The organism is Microcoleus sp. AT3-D2 (assembly GCF_036705715.1).
Lineage (GTDB): Bacteria > Cyanobacteriota > Cyanobacteriia > Cyanobacteriales > Microcoleaceae > Microcoleus.
This window is the reverse complement of sequence record NZ_JAUBVE010000061.1, coordinates 16,387-32,076: the sequence shown is the minus strand read 5'-3', so window position 1 is coordinate 32,076 and position 15,690 is coordinate 16,387. Positions and strand designations below refer to the sequence as shown.

Genomic DNA, 15,690 nt, shown 5'->3' with positions numbered 1-15,690 from the left:
TTGCCGATATCTCCCACTTTGGCTTGTGACAGTTGATCTATCAGTTTGATATTACTCCCAGTAATTTTCCCAATCATCCTTAAAAACTTCCTGTAATCTCTGCATATACGCATCTGTCTTAATCTTCACCATCCACAGATTATTAGCATTGCGGCCTCCCTTGCACACAACACCTTCATCCACACCGTATTTCCCCTCGCGAATATCATCCATAAACTTGCCTGTTAATTTGCCGCGATAAATCACTCGCGCAATATTTAATTTACCAAAATCCTGAATAAACCGATCGGGAACAACCATGCCACCCTCAGTTTCCACATCAAAAAGCACCAGTTGTTTGCGATCGTCCTTTTGGTGCATTCCCGCAAACGAGTTAGCACCAAAAAACTCTGTAAACACAGTAATTTCAGCGCAGTGATACTGTTCGTTCTCTCTAAATATAGACTCTAATGGACTAGCAAAATCTATCTTAAATATTTCAGGTGCTGCTTCTAAACCTGGATGTGCAGCGTTAAATTCTGCAATTCCCATCTCATCTAAATCAAATCTACTGCGGCGCGTACCAAAAGCATACCAACCAAGTTCGACTTCCCAAACCCAATGCAAATTAGTGCCATCGTACTTCTCAAAAGCTATACATTGTTCATGAGGGCAATTTTTACTATCTGGAATTTTGGGATAGGCAAGTTGAACTCGTGTCATATAGAGGAAGGAAGAAGGAAGAAGGAAGAAGGAAAGGTTTTCTAACAGTTTACCCCCTTCCTCTTCACTTCTAAAAATCTTGCAATTGAGCAGTTTGAACGGCGACTTCTTTAATCTGGGCACCGCGGCGCACCTTCAGTTTGAGAATTTGACCGATTTCACTGTTGTCCACCAAACTTTGCAACTGTTCGGCCTCAGTCACTCCCTCACCGTCAATTTGAACTATCACATCCCCTTTGCGAATCCCTGCTTTCTCAGCAGGCGTATTTGGCACAACTCGCATGACTAACACTCCGTTAACTTCCGGGACAATCAAAGGAGCATTGGGGTCAGAATTATTCTCTCTGGCCATTTCAGGAGTCAAAGCAATCATCTGAATCCCCAAAAACGGATGGCTGACTTGTTCTCCCTTGGCTAACTGCGCGTAGATGGCCTTGGCTTTGGCGATCGGAATTGCAAAGCCAATACCCATTGCATCAGCTCGAATCGCCGTGTTGATGCCAATCACTTCTCCTCTGCTGTTTAACAGCGGGCCGCCGGAATTGCCGGGATTGATGGCGGCGTCGGTTTGAATGAAATCGAGCCGCTTGTCGGGGATGCCGACGGCTGCACTGGAGCGTTTGAGAGTGCTGATAATGCCCAAGGTGACGGTATTGTCAAATCCTAAAGGGTTTCCCACGGCGATCGCCCAATCTCCCACTTTCACCGCGTCGGAATCTCCTAGGGTTGCCACGGGCAAGTCGAATTGCTTAGTATTAATTTTGACAACTGCCAAATCAGTTACTTCGTCAGTACCTTGCACTTCTCCTGGAAATGTTCTGCCGTCGTTTAAGGTGACAGTCACTCGATCGGCTTTGTCAACTACGTGAGCATTGGTTAAAACAATCCCGCTTTTGTCGATGATGAAGCCAGAACCTTGACCGCGCAATCGTTCTTGTCTCGGTGTCATGCTTCGCAAATCTTCTCCCAAAAATCTGCGGAAGAAGGGGTCTTCCATTAAGGGGTCGAGGTTGCGACTGACGGTGCGCTCGGTATCAATGCGGACAACGGCCGGCCCGACTCGATCGACAGCCGCGGTCACAAAACTGCCGGTATCCCCTGGGAGTTCAGGACTCCGCAGCGCTAACAGTTGCGGATTCGGGGGGGTGGCGGGGGAACTCTGGAAGTGTAAGTTGGGCGGATTGGTGCTATCAGCGGCGGCAGCGGGTGCAGCATTGATTGCTAACGCACTCAGGGCGATCGTCATTCCTAAAATTAGGGCGAACCAACGAGCACCGGTTCGAGGTGCGGGGCGAAAAAACTTAAATAGTCGCATAGCGTCAATCTTTGTTAGTCTGGGTTAGTCTGGTAAAGGTGTGCGATCGTGCGGACTCAATAATCGGCCACTATGAAGATCCTAAATATATTTTGACAGTTACAATACATGAGTCACGAGCCCGCACCAACTCCACATATTCTGAATTCTAACTTTTAAATTTCCCTCGTAACCCCGATGATTCTATCTGATACTTCTACTGACAAATCCTTGCCCTCAAATTCCCACCACCATCACGACGCTGAATCAGTCCATCCTCACCATCACGATGAAGAATCGATGCGGCGGCTGGTAAATCGCTTGTCTCGGATTGAGGGACACGTCCGCGGCATTAAAACAATGGTTCAAGAAAACCGTCCTTGTCCCGAAGTTCTGGTGCAAGTTGCTGCGGTTCGAGGCGCACTCGATCGCGTAGCGAGAATCATTCTTGACGAACACTTAACTGAGTGCATTGCCCGAGCCGCTAAAGAAGGTAATATCGATACGGAAATCGAAGAGTTGAAAGCGGCTTTGGATCGGTTTTTGCCTTAGCCACTGCCAATTTTTATCTCCATATAACAAAACCTGCAAATTAGACAAAACTTGCAAGTTATGATTGATGACCAATTTTTTAAGCATCTTTCACAAACAGGGGAAAAGCATCACATATTCTTCCCCTCACCCCATTGCCACAACATATAATTTATATGCTTCGCAGTTTATGGGAGCGAGTTTTGTTAAAAAAGAATTAGTCAGGTGTTTCGTGACGAAGGAACTCCTCAAAAGCTCCAAAAGCTGACTGCAAACCATTAGATAATCGGTGATTAATCCGACGGGGTATGAACTGTCTAGACTTTCGTCAGCTTGGCTTTGAGCTGGTATCTGACTGTTGCGTAAACCGCTTTATAGGAAGCTTCAATGCTGTATTCCTGCTGCAACCACTCTTGAATTTCTCCATAGCTTTTAAAGCCTTCCTGGGGGTCGCTGAGGCGCATTGCCAAACTAGCGCGGGCCACAGGAGGAATAGCCGGCTTGCGGCCGCCGCTGTGCTTTGTTTCGAGGAGTCCTTCGAGTCCGTAAGATCGGTACTTTCTCAGCCACCGCTGCACTGTAATTCGGTTTACCCCGATGGTCATTGCCAATTCTTTAACTGTCTTAACGTGACAAATTTTGAACAGGTAAAGTGCTTGAATTTTTTGAAAGCCGCTTGCTGTTTTTTGTTCAGTTAACAGGTTTTTTAGTTCTTCAATTGTCTCTGTGATGCTAAGTTTACATACTCCAGCCATATCAATTACCTCACAATTCGCGTTCTACAATACCTTTGTTTGACAAGCGAGCCAAAGCTGCTCCTATCCTAAATCCTGACCTTTTGTTTGCCCTGAAGCAAGACAAAAGCGATCTTTCTCATTAAACTTTTTCATTCCTGGAGGCACTCAGACGCTCAGAAACCGGGTTATTTTAACCTGGAGCAAGGTTGCAACGATTTTTTTTGTAAAAAAACCGGTTTCTGGGTCAGTTTTGTATTTGATGGACAAGCGTCATTGCTAATACTGATAGCCGTTAACCGATCGACTGTAACATTAGTAACAATAGGTGACTCTTAAGGAATACCATTTATTATTTTATTGTTAAACGTCTATCATGGTTTTCCTGGTATCAATTGGTAATTTTTGCGAACGTATGGGCGATTTTTAGTTAGGTGCTAGCAAACAAGCGAATGTCTGTACACCAGCGGTCGCATTTTTATACAGACATTCCCCTAGTCCCCGAAGTGCATTTTTGGCTTTCGCTGTGCGAAAAATCCTTAGATATCAGCACTCTCATCGGTCAGAGCCGGTAGCGCCGAGTGACGTTGCAACCGACTTTCTTGCCACGGGCAAGTATCCGTGAAACTACTGGCTTTATCGCCAATTGAGTAAAACACGACGAGGGTGGCATTGTCAATTTTTTAGAGCATTACAGTATAAGTATCGGCTATTTTTGCCCGCCTGCTGTGATCGAAATCGGAGTTTCTATGTGATCCTACTAGCATTTTTTTGTGATCTTCGTCACGCTAGCACTCAGTAAGCTCAACAACCCACAAAAAGTTATGGGTTTGATCGGAGTTTCCACGTAGAATCTTTGGGATTTAGTTAGGAAGTGCGATCGAACTTGTTGTTAAAATTTTTAAATATTAATTTTTAGCCACGGGTAAAAGAGAATGCAGCTTTTTCCTTCACCCTCACCAAACATCTAATTTATACTCAAACCTTGCAGATTGAGGGAAGTTTCAGGCTGGGTATGAATATTTTAGAATCTAAAATTGCAGAACATCCGGTGCAACCAGCTTGCTGACAGTATTCTTCATTTAAAAGGTGTAGAGAAGCCACAATGAACGTTGACGAACTGCTCAAGCTATATGCAATAGGAGAAAGAAATTTTAGTGGGGTCTACCTGCACGAGGTCTACCTCTACGAAGCAGAATTGATTGGAGTCAATCTGTATGAAGCCGACCTGATTGGAGCCAATCTCAGCAAAGCCAAACTTAACAGAGCCAACTTTGGCAAAGCCAATTTGTGCAAGATTAATTTGAGCAAAGCAGACTTAGGTGGAGCCGACCTCACGGAAGCACTTTTAGTTGAAGCTAACCTGCATCGAGCTGAGTTGATGGGAGCAAATCTCAGCAAAGCAGACTTGAGCGGAGCTTCTCTGATCCAAGCAACTTTAATTGGTGCCAACATATCTCGGGCAACACTCAGCCGTGCAGACTTGCACGGAGTAAATCTTTACGGAGTAAACTTGCGTAGGGCGGTACTCACAGAATGCGATTTAATTGGCGCAAACTTGAGTAAAGTAGACCTGAGCGGAGCCGACTTAATGGGGGCGAGTCTAATTAGGGCAGACTTGACTGAAGCGATTTTAAGTGCGTCAGACTTAAGCGGAGCAAACCTGTTGGGAGCCAACCTTACAAAAGTTAACCTGAGCGGAGTATATCTTAAGGGTACAACGATGCCCGACGGCACGATTCACGACTAATTTATTTGTTAATTTTTATGGTTGCCGAGAACAGCGGCTAAAGGGTAATGAGCTTTTCATTACCCTAATTTATTGGCAGCGAAATCTTTATTTGACCGAAGAAAGCATCCAGGATACCCGCCACGTGATTCATCCGTGGAGAAATAAAAAACCTGTATCCGATGAAACTTGCCCCCCGAATTTATCCGTGGGGTCAATGATTCAATTCTAAAATCTAAAATCTAAAATCTAAAATCTAAAATCGATTGACACTCCGGTAAGGCGGATAACTTCAATCTAGGGTGCTGATGCCGCAAAGAACTCCTACATACGGCAAGTCAAAAGATTTGTTGGGTGAACTTGTGTTATGGTGATTTTCAATTGCTTCGAGAAAAGCTATTTTAGATTTAATATTTTGGATTTAGGACGGTTAAAATGAAACTCAGAATCCTCGCTGCTGCAACGCTGCTGAGCGCGATCGCCCCGATCGCTCCTGCCGCCGCCGAGAACATCCAACACACGCAACAATTACTAGCCACCCGACAGTGCCCCAACTGCGACCTCAGCAGTGCGGGCTTGGTTTTAGCCAACTTAACCGGAGCCAATCTCAAAGGTGCTGACTTGAGAATGGCTAACCTCAGCCGAGCCAACCTCACCGGGGCTGACCTCAGCGGTGCCAACCTCAGCGGCACTAGCTTGTTTGGCGTCAACCTGACGGGGGCTAACCTCAGCGGTGCGAACCTCAGCGGTGCTGACTTGAGAAGTGCCTATCTCAGCGGCGCCAATTTGCTCAACGCCAATTTAACTAACGCGCAACTGATCGGAGTTAGAGGAATGCCAACCAATATTGGCACCGCTGAAGACTTCTATCGGTTGGGAGTGCTGGAAGCTCAAGCAGGAAACTACAGAAACGCCATTGATTATTACAATCAAGCCCTGAATCTGAAATCGGATTTAGCAGCTGTTTATTTTGCGCGCAGTATGTCTCGCGCTGACGTGGGAGAGTTCGCCGGTGCGGCTCAAGACGCTGCAATAGCAAACCAACTGTTTGCAGCTCAAGGAAATCCCCAAGGTCAGGAGTTGTCAAAGCAGTTAGGCGAAGCCATTGTTGCGCGCCAAAAGCCTACGGAACCCCGCACGGGGGGCGGTGGCAACTTTATGAGTCTTCTCGGTTCGATCGGTTCTGTGCTGGTGAAGTTGATCTTGCCTTGACGGTTGCCTAATTCAGGGGAATCTCGATCCAGAATTCTGTACCATGACCGGGTACAGAAACACATTTAAGTACGCCTTGGTGTTTCTCAACTACAATTTGGTAACTGATAGACAGTCCTAAACCCGTGCCCCGACCTACGGGTTTAGTAGTAAAAAACGGATTAAATATGTGAGAGATTAACTCTTTCGGGATGCCGTGACCATTGTCGGCAATGCAAATTCCTACCGTTTTTTCATCGATTAATTCAGTGCGAATCCGAATGCAAGGAGATGGGAAATCAGGAATCAAACACTCGCTGGTTGCCTTTATATCTCCTGACTCGATAGGCAGTATTTGGGAGCTTAAATGCGTCGCCGCTGCACTTGCCGCTTTAAAGGGAAGATTCATAACTCGCTCTTTTTTTCCCATTTCTAGGGCGTCAAGGGCATTACCGATCAGATTCATAAATACCTGATTGAGCGAGCTGGCATAGCATTCTACTAAGGGCAAAGGGGCGTATTCTTTAATGATTTCTACGGTGTTGTGATCAGAATTGGCTTTGATCCGGTGCTGCAAAATCAACAGGGTACTGTCTATGCCCTCATGAATGTCAACGGCTTTTTTCTCGGCTTGATCGCTCCTGGAAAAATTACGTAAAGATACAACTAACTGGCGGATGCGCTCAACTCCGACTGTCATGGAACCCAAAATTTTTGGCAAATCTTCGGTAAGAAATTCGATGTCGATTGCTTCGGAACACTCGCTAATTTCTGGGTTGGGATTGGGGTAGTGCTGGCGGTAGAGTTCCACCAAGCAGAGCAAATCTTTGGTGTATTCGCTGGCGTGCGACAGATTGCCGTAGATAAAGTTAACGGGGTTATTGATTTCGTGGGCGACTCCGGCCAGGAGTTGTCCAAGACTGGACATTTTTTCGGTTTGAATCAGTTGGGCTTGGGTATTGTGCAGTTCTGTGACGGTTTTAGCTAGCTGTTCGGCTTTTAATCGATCGGCAGTTGCTGCATTGAGACTTTCTTGATAAAGTTCTGCTTGGTGAATGGCGATCGCAGCTTGAGCCGCTAAATGTTGCACTAATTCCTGTTCTGCTGTTTGCCAAACTCTCGGCCCCGAACACTCATGGGCAATCAGCAACCCCCACGCTTGGGAATCTTTGCCTTTCATAGGCACAATTAAACTTCCTCTCACCTGCAACTCTTCCAAAAATTCGCGGTGACAGGGTGTTAAATCCTCAGTATAAATATCATTAATTGCTCGCACCCGTCCGCTTCGATAAAAGCAGTCTGAGCCTTCGGGAAAGCATCCTTGTGGAGATTTGATACCTAAAATGGACCGCCACTCGCCACAAACAGCTTCGACAACTACCTCGCCCTGTTTGTCGGCCGCAAATTGGTAGATTACCGTGCGATCGGTATCCAACAAAACTCTGACTTCTCGCACAATAGTTTGCAGTATGATTTTTAAATCTAAGGTGCTGCGAATCTGGTCTCTAACTCGCGTCAATACTTTGGCAAAGTCCAAGGATTTTTGCAATTGGGCGGTGCGTTCTTGAACTTGGCGCTCCAAGTTGGCATTCAGGGTTTGCACTTCTTTATAAAGAACGTACTGCCCAATTGCCGAACAAAATTGGCTGGCTATAGCTAAAGCTTGCTCAATTTCCTCGTACTTCCACTCGGGCGACTGACCTTTTTTTATTTCTCGCCAGAGTTCAAAAGATTGTCTGGGAAGAGTTTGTGCAGCGCTGGTGTCAAAGCGCCCCGCCCACATTTTTTCGGTATCAATGGCATTGCGAAAAATGGTCAAACAGCCGACTAATTGTTGTTTGTAGTGGAGGGGAATTACCAACAAACCCCGAATTTGAGTAGATTGGAAAGCGGGAACTAAAACTCTAAATAGAGGTTCTTTGTATAAGTCTGTAATTATCCAAACTGGAAATTGAGAATTAGTAAAAATTGAAAACTTGGGAAGTTCTTCGGTATTTTTGAATCCTTTGGTTAGCCATTCCTGCCAGAGGGGATGAGCTTCGATCGCCTTAACTTTTTCCCAGTTGGGAAGTGTCGGTTGTTCTCCTGTGGTGAACAGTTCAAAGGTAGCATCACTGTGGGCCGGGGCAATTGGCAATCCTCCTTCAATCTTGGGAGCGGATAACTTTTCACCGTTGATTTTCGGCGGTTTGAGATAGAGTCTGCCACCGCTACCACCCAAAGCGGTGACGGTGGCTTCTAAACCCTGTTGCAGTTGAATGTTGACGTGACCATATAACAGGGCTGCTATGCGACTCACGGTAGCTTCGCGGACGGCTTGAGAGCGGGTTTGCTGGAGGAGGAGCGCGTGGGCTATAGCGCTAGACAATTGATCTGATACGAGCTGAACTACTTCTAAATCTGCTGGTGAAATATTGAGGGGCGCACAGTGGTGAGACACTAAAAGTCCCCACAGTTCGATGTGAATTTTTTGATTATTTCCTGGCTCGTATCGAGTCAGACACGTCGCGGCCTGGCAGATATCTGTTTTGCTGTTTTCCGAGACGATCCGGCGGTGCACAATCGGCACGACTAAGGAAGATTGCACTCCCATTGCCATCAGGTAAGCGGTATGGCAAGGATCGAGCGATCTGTAGTGGATCTCTTCCTTTACTAAAGGTTGACCGGTGTCTGCAGCATCGAGGGGACTCAGGACGATCGTCCCTGAGTTAACATCTATTATTGTCCGCTGGCGCAAAGTGACATACATCTCCCTGGCGCTCGCGGGAATGTCGTCTGCTGGAAAGTGCAGTCCTTTCAAGGAAGGGAGACAGTTGTTATTAATTGACTCAGCAACAACTTCTCCACTGCCGTCAGCACTAAACCTGTAAATCATAATGCGATCTGTTTTCAAAAAAGACCGCACTTCTGCTACTGTACTGGTTAAAATATCTTCTAATTCTAGAGATTGGCGAATGCGTTCTGTTATCCGCCGTATCAAAACTTCTCTGTCTAGTTTATAATGTAATTCTTGCGTATTTTCTCTGAGTTGCATAAATCTCCTTTTGTACTTATACAATAATAAGAAGTTTTGATGTGCTGTTGGAACGTTCAAACTCAAATACATTACCCGGAATTTTTGACTAAACCGATCTGTACAATTAATCCGTCGCGCACTTGTCAGAGACGACGGTGTATCGCATCGGGTGGGCTGGGGTAAGTAAAATTTGCGATCGCGCCAGTTTAATCTTTGCCTTCAACAGGCAGAGCGACTTAAGCACATAATAATTATTATTTTAATGCTCTTATAAATTTCTCGCAATCTTAAACTCTCACTATGAGAATTATTCATTGTTAGGATAACTTGACATTTGTTGTATAACTTCATATAATGATAATTAACGAAAGAATTTGAGTTTCTATCAGGGTGCAAGGCGCTGACTAATTTCTTGGCGCACGCTCATCAGAATTTTACCCAAATGATTTTGACCGGTTCTGTCGCAGCCACACCCCCAGTAGTAATCCGTTGGCGAATCCTCGACAATCACTCGATCCCCTGTGGCAAGAAGAATAGCTTGAATGTCTGTATGAGTGAGAAACTTAGTTAAAACTGCTTCGCGCATAATGGGAATTTTCACGGCTTCCCAATCAGCACGAATCCGGTGGTTGGGATCGCGACCTAATTTAGCGGCTTCTTGAGGAGTTGCTACGGCTTGAATTGCCGCCACTAATCTTTTATCAGTGCTGACAAATTTTTGGGCTTGATAGTAATGTTCCACAGTCAACCAATATTGACCGTGCAGAGAAATGTCATGTAGTGAAAAATTAGAAAAGCAGCCGTAAGGCTCCTCTACTTTATAAAAATAAATTATCATTAGATTTGAGATTATATATAGCAATCCTAAATGAGTCGTAAATGTTTGACCCCACCCCAACCCTCACCTTATCAAGGGGAGGGAGTAAGAAATTTACAAATGATTTAGGATGGCTATATTTTACAGGATTTAGGTAGAATATAATTATTCAGGGTGTCCATGAAGCGCCTTACCGCGCTCTTAGTAACGTTTTCAACCACTTTTTGCCTCCAAGAGTATTTGAGATTTATTCTATGAGCAGCGTGAGGCTTGTATTAAAAAATCCTCGCATCGACTTTATTTAAAATAGCATTTACGCTTTTGAACCGAGTTTCTTGGAAAAAATCGGGTTAAGGAACGAAAAATCTAGGAATCAACTGGCTTTCTGAGGAATAGTGCGTAATTCCTATTTTTAAGTTAAGGATTAAGAATGGGAAATCAAGAATAAGCAATGGAAATGTAAGAATATTTATCATTCCCTGTTTCTTCATTCCAAAACGGCATCAGAAGAATGAAAAGCGCGGTTAGCGATATCGGCATAAAGCAGTTAGCCACACAAAATTTTGCTCATCAACTGAGTAGGCATCGGGAATTTGACGCCCGCTCTATAAGCAGCTCCTGTAAACTGATAGAAGGCTCTGGCCAAGCGACGGGCCCAAACCATATCAGTGTTGCATTCTTGGGCGATCGATTGAGTGTACTGCTCCTTAGCGTCGTCGGCACATCCAAGAGATCGATCGCCTCAGCAGCCTTAAATCCGCTAACAATGGCAGGACGAATTCCTTCAGCGGACAACTGGTAATGGGTGAGTGGTCATGGGGCAGGAGGAATTGGTAAGTTAATGAGTGTTAAATCTTGAGTTTTTAACTCACAACTCACACAAGATTAAGCGTCTGCTCGTTGTTGGCGGCCGTATCTCGGCAATCTCAAAACTCTTCCTATTCCCCCTGCCCAATTTCCCATTCCCTAAACAGTCGTGATATCTTTCTCTTTCGCTGCCAAAACTTCTTCTATTTTGGCAACGTACTTGTCCGTCAGCTTTTGAATTTTATCTTGCAAGTCGCGGGATTCATCTTTAGAGATATCGCTGCTTTTTTCCTGCTTGCGAATCGAGTCAACGGCATCGCGGCGGATATTGCGAATTGCAACTTTACCTTCTTCAGCAAACTTACTGGCCATTTTGACAAATTCTTGGCGTCTGTCGCTCGTCAGCGGCGGAATGTTCAAGCGAATAACTGAACCGTCGTTGTTGGGAACGAGTCCTACATCGGACAGGGAAATTGCTTTTTCGATCGAGGTAAGCGCTGTGCGATCAAACGGTTGAATGGTGATCGTAGTCGCATCCGGGGTGCCGATGTTGGCAAGGGATTTGATCGGAGTTGGAGAGCCGTAGTAGTCTACCATGACTCGATCGAGGAGGGAGGCGTTGGCCCGTCCCGTCCGAATAGTATTAAAAGACCGTTGAGTAGCCTCAACTGCCTTTTGCATATGATCTTCTGCTTCAGCTAACTTCACAAAAACCTCCCACAAGAGTTCCAATAGATTCTCCCATTACAGCTCGGTAGATGTTGCCCGACACCGAGAGGTCAAATACCATAATAGGAATATTATTTTCTTTGCAAAGGGCGATCGCGGTACTGTCCATCACCCGCAAATCTTGATTCAAGACGTGGGCATAGGTGAGGGTTTGATACCTGCGCGCGTTGGGGTTGAGGTGGGGGTCAGAATCGTACACCCCATCTACCTTAGTAGCTTTAAAAATGACCTCTGCATCAATTTCAGCAGCCCGCAAAGCGGCTGTAGTATCAGTAGTAAAAAAAGGGTTGCCAGAACCGGCACCAAAAATCACTACTCGTTTTTTTTCTAGGTGGCGAATCGCCCGCCGCCGGATGTAGGGTTCAGCTACTTCTTGCATGGCGATCGCCGATTGCACCCTCGTTGGTACTCCTGCTTGTTCAAGAGCATCCTGCAAAGTGATAGCATTCATCACCGTAGCAATCATGCCCACATAATCAGCCGTTGCCCGATCCATCCCTGCCGAAGCAGCTTTCACCCCGCGAAAAATGTTGCCACCACCGACAACAATCGCGATTTGAATGCCTTGGGACACGACTTTGGCCACTTCCTGGGCGATCGACTGAACCACTATCGGATCGATGCCGTAGCCCAAGCTGCCCATCAGCGCTTCACCGCTGAGCTTCAGCAAAACTCGCTGATATACCATCCCCATGCCGCCACTATTTTTTTACTCTTTTTGCCTCCACCATAAGATAGCAGTATGGGTGCATTTTGAACATCAATTGCCCGGAACAGACCCAAAAGTCTGTTCCAGAACACTTGACTGAGAACGGTTGACTAAATTTAATCCTTGGGGACGAAATTAAGAGCAGCAGAATTCATGCAGTAACGCTGACCGGTAGGTTTCGGCCCGTCGTTAAATACGTGACCGAGATGAGCGTCGCAAACAGCGCACAGTACCTCTGTTCGGCGCATGAACAAGGTGTTATCCGACTCGCACTTGACATTTTCTTCGCTAACGGGAGCGTAGAAACTCGGCCAACCGGTACCGGAATCGTACTTGGTTTCTGATTTAAATAGCTCAGTGCCGCAGCAAATACACTTATAAGTTCCGGGTTTTTTGTTGTCGTGATATTCGCCACTAAAAGCTCTTTCCGTTCCTTTTTTGCGGGTGACTTTAAACTGTTCTGGCGTGAGTTGTTGTTGCCATTCTGTGTCGGTTTTTTTAACTTGTTGAGTCATGATTGATGTTTGCTTAAGAGGTATTTAGCTGTTGAGTGTTGACGGTTAACTGTTAGCTGTTAACTGTTGAGTGTTGACGGTTAACGGTATATTGCTAGTTAACTCAGCCTTCCATTAATATTAACCTAATTGGCTCGATATGAACATACCAGGGAAAAGGGTTGTCCTTAATAGCCCTCCACTTTTCCTTGAAAACTTCGGCTTGCAAGTGATAATCTTGGGAATCATTGGGAGGCGAGTGCAATTTGAGATATAATGTCACCCGGTGCGGAGTTTCCACAGTCGAGGCGATCCAACAAGCAAAAGTATTTTCACGATCGCACCCGCTAACAAAACTCAGTTGATGAGCCCGAATTCCCACAGAAACTAGAGATTTGGGAATTGGTTCGACTACAGTCAGAGTACAGCCCCAGTCGATCGCCTCCACGAGAGTTACGGAGATCGGTTTAGCTGCTGAGAAGTTCTTACAGCCAGTCAACTGGGCGACAGTGAAATTGCCAGGGCGATCGAAAATGTTCTCTTTGGTATCAAAGGCGATCGGCTTTCCCTCCGCCAACACCAACAGATTTTTGCACACCCGGTAAACTTCCTCTAAATTGTGGCTGACAAACAAAGTAATTCCCCGATAATTAGCCAGAGTCTGCATTAACTCCCGTTCCAGTTGACTGCGTAAATGAGTATCCAAAGCAGAAAACGGTTCGTCTAACAGTAGCAATTCTGGAGAAGGGGCGATCGCCCTAGCTAAAGCCACCCGCTGCTGTTGGCCCCCCGAAAGTTCGTGCGGGTAGCGGTTTTCCAGTCCCGACATTTGCACCGAAATTAGTTGTTCTTTTACCCGAATTTTTTGCTCGCTTTCAGATAAATGCTGCAAGCCAAACGCAATATTTTGAGCAACAGTCAGGTGAGGAAATAAAGCATAGTTTTGAAACAAAAAACCGATGCGGCGGTCTTTAGAAGCTACATTAATACCCTGTGCTGAGTCAAACAAAACCCTGCCATTGACTGAAATTTTACCGCTCATTGGAGTTTCCAAACCAGCGATGCAGCGCAGAGTCATGCTTTTGCCGGAACCCGACGCGCCCAAAACTCCGAGCACTTCCGTGCCGATACCGAAGCCGACATCCAAGGCAAAGCTGGACAAAGGTTTAAAAATGCTTAAACAAAGTCCGCTTTTCGGTTGTTGTTTTTGGGATTTTGTAGTAGTAAAAGTAGACGCGAATTTAAGAATATTTAATTGCAGTCTTTGGCTCGAATTCGGTTTGAGCGATATCCTTTGTAAATCAATCCAAAAATTAACAGCAGTTAGCACGCTCAGAGAAATACTCAGAATAATCAAAACCCAAATAGCAGCTTGCCTCATATCCCCAGCTTCCACAGCAAAATAAATTGCCATCGGGATAGTTTGAGTTTGTCCGGGAATATTCCCAGCTAACATCAAAGTCGCGCCGAATTCACCCAAAGCGCGGGCAAATGCGAGAATAGTTCCTGCTAAAATTCCCGGCCATGCTAGCGGCAACATAATGCGCCAAAAAACTTGCCACTCTGAGGCCCCCAAAGTGCGAGCAGCGTTGAGAAGATTGGCATCAATTTGCTCAAAAGCTCCCAAAGCAGTTTTGTACATGAGGGGAAATGATACAACTGTGGCAGTAATGGCGGCGGCTTGCCAAGTGAAAATTATAGTAAAGTCGAATTGTAGCAAGAATTTGCCGATCGCCCCATTTCTCCCAAACAGCAGCAGCAGCAAAAATCCCACTACTGTCGGCGGCAAAACTAAGGGAGAAATGAAAATGCCTTCAATCAAAGCTTTACCTCTGATGTGAGTTGAAAGCATCCACCGGGCGGCAGCTATTCCCAGGAAAAAGGTGATAAATGTTGCAATAGCGGAGGATTTTAGAGATATCCAGAGCGGAGAAATATCAAATTCCATCTATAAATACATTCGCGTTAATCAGCGCTTATCTGCTTTTATCTGCGGTAAAAAATCCCTAATTAATGAGTTATCGAACTATGCCAAATCCGTATTTCTGAAATACTATTTTAGCCCCATCGCCCCCCAAAAACTCAACAAACGCTTTCGCAGCAGCCGGATTGTGGCTGTTTCTGATAACTGCCAGCGGATAAACAATGGGCGAATGCAAATTTTCCGCAGCCGTTAGCCGCACAGTTACTTTGTCTGAGGCTGTGGCGTCAGTCGCATAAACTATACCAGCATCTACGTTACCGCTTTCGACGAATGTCAGCACTTGGCGGACGTTATTTCCTCGCACTAATTTTGGCTGTATTTGCCGCCACAATCCAAGTTTATTTAGCATTTCCTGAGCGTATTGGCCCACAGGTACGCTTTTCGGTTCGCCGATCGCAATTTTCTTGATTCTGGCATCTGTCAACTGTTTGAAATCGCTCAAAGCAACACCGTTTTTGGGAGTAATCAAAACCAGGCGATTTGTTAGCAAATTGCGGCGCGTGTCGTTACTTAACAGGTTAGATTGCTGCAAATCGTTCATTTGTTTTGTAGCGGCGCTGAAAAATACATCTACTGGTGCTCCTTGCTGAATTTGCTGTGCGAGAGCGCCGGAAGCACCGAAATTATAAGTAATAGTAAAATTCGGATTACTGCTTTGATAAACAGTTTTGATTTCCCCTAAAGCTTTGGAGAGACTGATAGCAGCGGATACGTTTAAGGACGTTTGCTGCTGTGCTGTTTTTGGGGAAACGCTTTTAAATAAGTTCCAAGCAATCAGCAGTGTCAGCGCTAAAGTGGCTGCGACGATCGGGTTGAAAATGCGTTTTCTTTCCACAAGGCTGTATTATAATTTTCCCTAGAGCGATCTACACTATCTGTAGTAGTAAGGTGCGCCGCGCACACCTTACAAGTAGATGCTGTTTGTCCAGGATTATCATCTTCTAATGACTGAT

15 protein-coding genes are annotated in these 15,690 nt (G+C 45.5%); 5 read left to right on the top strand and 10 right to left on the bottom strand.

The annotated features are described in order from the left end of the window. Positions 1-51: 51 nt before the first annotated feature. Positions 52-702 carry an RNA ligase family protein gene (locus QUB44_RS22140; RefSeq protein ID WP_333370813.1) on the bottom strand — a complete coding sequence of 217 codons (651 nt, stop codon included), beginning with the start codon at positions 700-702 and terminating at the stop codon, positions 52-54. Between the two features lie 70 nt (positions 703-772). Further along, a complete protein-coding gene (locus QUB44_RS22135; RefSeq protein WP_333370811.1) occupies positions 773-2,017 on the bottom strand; it encodes an HhoA/HhoB/HtrA family serine endopeptidase in 1,245 nt (414 codons plus the stop codon). 177 nt (positions 2,018-2,194) lie between these two features. On the opposite strand from QUB44_RS22135, the gene QUB44_RS22130 reads away from it, so the two are divergent. Then, positions 2,195-2,548, top strand: a complete 354-nt coding sequence (locus QUB44_RS22130) for a metal-sensitive transcriptional regulator (protein ID WP_333163138.1) — start codon at positions 2,195-2,197, stop codon at positions 2,546-2,548. 296 nt (positions 2,549-2,844) lie between these two features. On the opposite strand, the gene QUB44_RS22125 is transcribed toward QUB44_RS22130, so the two are convergent. Next, entirely contained in the window at positions 2,845-3,282 is a 438-nt protein-coding gene (locus QUB44_RS22125) for a helix-turn-helix domain-containing protein (RefSeq protein WP_333370808.1), read from the bottom strand. 431 nt (positions 3,283-3,713) lie between these two features. Here QUB44_RS22125 and QUB44_RS22120 point away from each other — a divergent pair, with 431 nt between their 5' ends. From QUB44_RS22120 to QUB44_RS22110, 3 genes are all read left to right on the top strand, one after another. Next, complete coding sequence (locus tag QUB44_RS22120; RefSeq protein WP_333370805.1) at positions 3,714-3,836, top strand: hypothetical protein; 123 nt, start codon at positions 3,714-3,716, stop codon at positions 3,834-3,836. 530 nt (positions 3,837-4,366) lie between these two features. Beyond that, positions 4,367-5,011 carry a pentapeptide repeat-containing protein gene (locus QUB44_RS22115; protein ID WP_333370801.1) on the top strand — a complete coding sequence of 215 codons (645 nt, stop codon included), beginning with the start codon at positions 4,367-4,369 and terminating at the stop codon, positions 5,009-5,011. A 414-nt stretch (positions 5,012-5,425) separates the two neighbouring features. Next, a complete protein-coding gene (locus QUB44_RS22110) occupies positions 5,426-6,202 on the top strand; it encodes a pentapeptide repeat-containing protein (protein ID WP_333370799.1) in 777 nt (258 codons plus the stop codon). A gap of 7 nt (positions 6,203-6,209) precedes the next feature. On the opposite strand, the gene QUB44_RS22105 is transcribed toward QUB44_RS22110, so the two are convergent. Together QUB44_RS22105 and QUB44_RS22100 are read right to left on the bottom strand one after the other, a co-directional pair. After that, on the bottom strand, positions 6,210-9,215 hold the full coding sequence (locus QUB44_RS22105) for a GAF domain-containing protein (protein ID WP_333370797.1): 3,006 nt from the start codon (positions 9,213-9,215) through the stop codon (positions 6,210-6,212). Between the two features lie 367 nt (positions 9,216-9,582). After that, complete coding sequence (locus QUB44_RS22100) at positions 9,583-10,035, bottom strand: NADAR domain-containing protein (protein WP_333163149.1); 453 nt, start codon at positions 10,033-10,035, stop codon at positions 9,583-9,585. Between the two features lie 490 nt (positions 10,036-10,525). Here QUB44_RS22100 and QUB44_RS22095 point away from each other — a divergent pair, with 490 nt between their 5' ends. Continuing rightward, positions 10,526-10,816, top strand: coding sequence for a hypothetical protein (locus QUB44_RS22095; protein WP_333370795.1), 291 nt, complete (start codon positions 10,526-10,528; stop codon positions 10,814-10,816). A gap of 164 nt (positions 10,817-10,980) precedes the next feature. Here the strand turns inward: QUB44_RS22095 and frr are convergent, their stop codons facing one another. The 5 genes from frr to modA all read right to left on the bottom strand — a co-directional run bounded on the left by frr (position 10,981) and on the right by modA (position 15,572). Continuing rightward, complete coding sequence (gene frr / locus QUB44_RS22090; RefSeq protein WP_333056539.1) at positions 10,981-11,529, bottom strand: ribosome recycling factor; 549 nt, start codon at positions 11,527-11,529, stop codon at positions 10,981-10,983. Continuing rightward, a complete protein-coding gene (gene pyrH, locus QUB44_RS22085) occupies positions 11,516-12,244 on the bottom strand; it encodes a UMP kinase (protein WP_333076369.1) in 729 nt (242 codons plus the stop codon). The genes frr and pyrH overlap by 14 nt, the downstream gene beginning before the upstream one ends. Before the next feature lie 131 nt (positions 12,245-12,375). Beyond that, positions 12,376-12,774, bottom strand: coding sequence for a peptide-methionine (R)-S-oxide reductase MsrB (gene msrB / locus QUB44_RS22080; RefSeq protein WP_333163153.1), 399 nt, complete (start codon positions 12,772-12,774; stop codon positions 12,376-12,378). Between the two features lie 103 nt (positions 12,775-12,877). Beyond that, positions 12,878-14,701, bottom strand: coding sequence for a molybdate ABC transporter permease subunit (modB, locus tag QUB44_RS22075; RefSeq protein WP_333370793.1), 1,824 nt, complete (start codon positions 14,699-14,701; stop codon positions 12,878-12,880). 70 nt (positions 14,702-14,771) lie between these two features. Further along, the gene (modA, locus tag QUB44_RS22070; protein ID WP_333370791.1) at positions 14,772-15,572 is read right to left on the bottom strand and encodes a molybdate ABC transporter substrate-binding protein; all 801 of its coding nucleotides are present in this window, start codon (positions 15,570-15,572) and stop codon (positions 14,772-14,774) included. Positions 15,573-15,690: the final 118 nt, after the last annotated feature.